We start from the raw sequence: 3,655 nt of genomic DNA, 5'->3' as shown, positions 1-3,655 counted from the left end.
CGCATCTGGAGCAGCACCTTGGTGATCGCGGCGATGCCGGCGGCCGACTCGGCGTGCCCGATGTTGGACTTGACCGAGCCGATGGGCAGCCGCTCGGGCGGCTCCTCGCCGAAGGCCCGCAGCATGCCGGTGATCTCCACCGGGTCGCCGAGCGCGGTGCCGGTGCCGTGGGCCTCCAGGTAGTCGAGGTCGCCGGGCGCGATCCGGGCCCGCTCCAGCGCCGTACGCACGAGGTCACCCTGGGCCTTGGGGTTGGGGACGCTGTAACCGGCGCCCGCGCCGCCGTGGTTGACGGCGGACGCCTTGACCACGGCGAGGATCCGGTCGCCGTCGGCGAGGGCCGTGTCCAGGCGCTTGAGCAGAACGGCACCCGAGCCCTCGGCGGGCACGTATCCGGTGCCGCCGTCGCCGAAGCTGCGGCAGCGCCCGTCCTCGGCGAGGAAGCCGCGCTGGGCGAGTTGCAGGAACTTCACCGGATGGCTGGAGATGTTGACCCCGCCGGCCACGGCGACGTCGCAGTCGCCGTTGCGAATGGCGAGGCAGGCCTGGTGGATGGTGACCAGCGACGAGGAGCACATGGTGTCCAGGCCGATGCTGGGTCCGGTGAAGTCGAAGAAGTACGACACCCGGTTGGCCACCGAGGCGTACGACGAGGAGGGCGCGAAGCCTTCGCCGCGCAGCGCCTCCTGGACGCCGTACAGCTGGTAGTGGCCGTACATCATGCCGACGAACACGCCGGTGCGGGCGCCGCGCAACTGCTCGCGGGTGTATCCCGCGTCCTCCAGCAGATGCCAGACGGTCTCCAGGAACACCCGCTCCTGCGGATCGGTGTGCTCCGCCTCGATCTGCGACATCCGGAAGAACAGCGGGTCGAAGCGGTCGGCGCCGGGTACGAAGCCGCCCCACTTGCCGTAGGTCTTGCCTGTGGCGGACTTGTCCGGGTCGTAGAACAGGCCGTGGTCCCAGCGGTCGGCGGGGATCTCCTCGACACTGTCCCGGCCTGCGCGCAGGTTGCGCCAGAACGCGGTGACGTCCTCGGCCTGGGGGTAGCGTCCCGCGACGCCGATGATGGCGACGGCGGCGTCCTGCGGGGCGGGCGCGACCGGCTGGGCAGGCCTCGTCGCAGGCACGGTCGCCGTGGGGGCGACGGTGACCGCGGCGGCGGCCGGGAACGCGCCGGGGTGGGCCCCGGCCAGGTGGTCGGCGAGGTCGCGTACGGTCACGTACTCGAAGAGCAGGGACTTCGACAGCGGGCCGACGTGTTCCTCCAGGCGGCGGATGAGACTCATGGTGATGAGCGAGTCCACGCCGTACCGGTCGAAGGGTTCGGCGACGGAGATGTCCGCCTCGGGCAGCTTCAGTTCCTCGGCGAGCAGCCGCAGGACCAGTTCCTCGGCGCGCTCGTGCGCGCCGGGCGCGGCGGTGGCGGATTCGTCCCTGTGCGGCTCGGCGCCTTCGAGGGCCTGGAGGATGCGGGCGGGGTCGCCGGCGGCCAGGAGCAGGCGCGGCGCGGTGTGGGCGAGGGCGCGGTCCAGCGCTTGGAGGGCGGGGGCGGTGCGCAGCGGGCGCATGCCGAGCACACGCTCCATGTAGGCCTCGGCGTCGGCGTCGACGCGCATCCCGCCGTCGGCCCAGACCGGCCAGGCGGCCGCGAGGGTGCGGCCGTGCCGGGCGCCTTCCCGGCGGCGCCGCTCGCGCTCCTCGGCGAAGTGGTCGAGGAAGGCGTTGGCGAAGGCATAGTCGCTCTGGCCGGCGTTGCCGAAGGCCGCCGCCGCCGAGGAGAGGGCGACGAAGTAGTCCAGCGGTTCGTCCGCCGTCGCCTCGTCGAGCAGCACGGTGCCGTGCACCTTGGCGGCGAGGACGGCGTCCGCGTCCGCCCGCCGCTTGGTGCGTACGAGCCCGTCCCTGAGGACGCCGGCCGCGTGCACGACGCCGCTCACCGAGCCGTGCGCCCGACGGGCCTCGGCCACCAGGTCGCGTACAGCGGTCGGGTCGGTGACGTCGGCGAGCACCACCCGGGCGCCGAGGGCGTCGGCGCGGGCCCGGGTCTCGGCACCGGGGGCGGTGCGCGCTGCGAGCACGATGCCGCCACCGGTGACACCGGCGGCCCGCCGCGCGGCGGCGATGTGCTCGGCGACGAGCAGGCCCAGAGCGCCGGTGCCGCCGGTGACGATGTGCGCGCCGGCACCGGTGAACGCGGCGCCCGGCGCGGCCGGGAGGCTCACGGGCCGCCAGGCCCGGCGGGCCCGGCCTTGCCCGTCGTGACGTACCTCGGGGCCGCCGTCCGCGGCGAGTTCGGCGACGACGGCCTCGGCGAGCGGGTGGCCCGGCGCGAGGGCCAGGACGCCGAGGGCGACCGACGGCTGCTCCAGGCGCACGGTGCGGGCGAAGGCGGCCATCGCCGGCTGGGCGGGCGACGGGGCCGGCTCGAGGTGGACGTACAGGTAGCGCAGTGCGTCGCGGCGCTCGCGCTGCCAGGCCCGCAGGAAGGCCAGGGCCGCGTGGAAGCCGTGCTCCACGGCTTCCCGGGCGGTGCTCTCGCTTCCGGCCAGGTGGACGACGTGGACGGGTCCGGTTCCGGCGGCGCGGACGGTGGCCTCGGCGTCGAAGCCGCTGCCGAGCGGGACACGGCGGACATCGGCGCCCGTCGCCGCGAGGGCGACGGCCAGGTCCGTGGCGTCGGCGCAGGCAGGGTCGAGCAGCAGGACCCGTACGGCGGAGGCGAGGTGACCGTCAGGGGCGGGCGCGGCCTCCCAGACGGGCTCGAAGGCGTGGACGACGTCGACGGCGGGTAGGGCCCGCCTTCCGGGTACGGGTGCGGTGTCCGCGGCCCGCGTGGCGCCCGTCGGGCGCAGTTCCCTCAGCGTGAAGGACTCCAGCGTGGCGGCCACCTGCCCGTCCTCGTCGAGCAGGGCGACGTCGAAGGCGAGCGAGCCCGCCGGTGCGGGGCGCCGGGCCGGGGTGGCGTACGCGTAACCCCGCTCGGGCAGGGGGGCGTACAGCCGGACCGAGCCCAGGGAGAACGGCAGGTACGGTGCCGGGCCCACCGGGTCCCCGGCGCCGGGGACGAGCCGGCCCGCGGTCTGCAGGGCCGCGTCCAGCAGCGAGGGATGGAAGGCGTAGACACCGGCGTCCGCGCGCTGCGGCTCCGGCAGGCGCAGCGTCGCCAACGTCTCCCCGGGGCCTTCGGCAATCTCCTCGATCACCCGGAAGGCGGGACCGTAGGCGAAACCGAGCCGGACGAAACCGTCGTAGCAGTCGGCTCCCGCCTGGACGCGGGTGCAGCGGGCGCGTACGTCCGCCAAGGCGATGGGGGCGGGCCGGGAACCGGGGTCGTCGAACCGCAGGGTGCCGCCGGCGTGCACCGGCGCGTCCTCGGCGGTGCCGCGCACCTCGAAGGCGGCGCGGGAGCGGTCGCCGGTGACGCGGACCAGCAGCGGATGCCCGGAGTGGCCGGGGGCGAGCCGGACCGGCGCCGCCCACACCAGGTCGTCGACGCCGCGCACCGGGGCTCCTGCGGCGGCGAGTTCGCCCGACAGGCGGCCCATCTCCAGATAGGCCACGCCGGGCAGCACCAGGTCGCCGCCGACGACGTGGTGCTGCCCGGCGTGGCCTATCTGGAGATGGCCCGCCTGTCGGGCGAACTCGTCGCCCA

1 protein-coding gene is annotated in these 3,655 nt (G+C 75.3%); it reads right to left on the bottom strand.

The window, feature by feature from the left end:
* On the bottom strand, window positions 1-3,655 hold a 3,655-nt coding region (locus tag BZL64_RS27655), incomplete at both ends, for an SDR family NAD(P)-dependent oxidoreductase (RefSeq protein ID WP_143663327.1).

This window comes from Streptomyces bobili, assembly GCF_002154575.1.
Classification (GTDB): Bacteria; Actinomycetota; Actinomycetes; order Streptomycetales; family Streptomycetaceae; genus Streptomyces; species Streptomyces bobili.
Note: the sequence above shows the minus strand (reverse complement) of the source record. Positions and strands in the feature narration are given on the sequence as shown.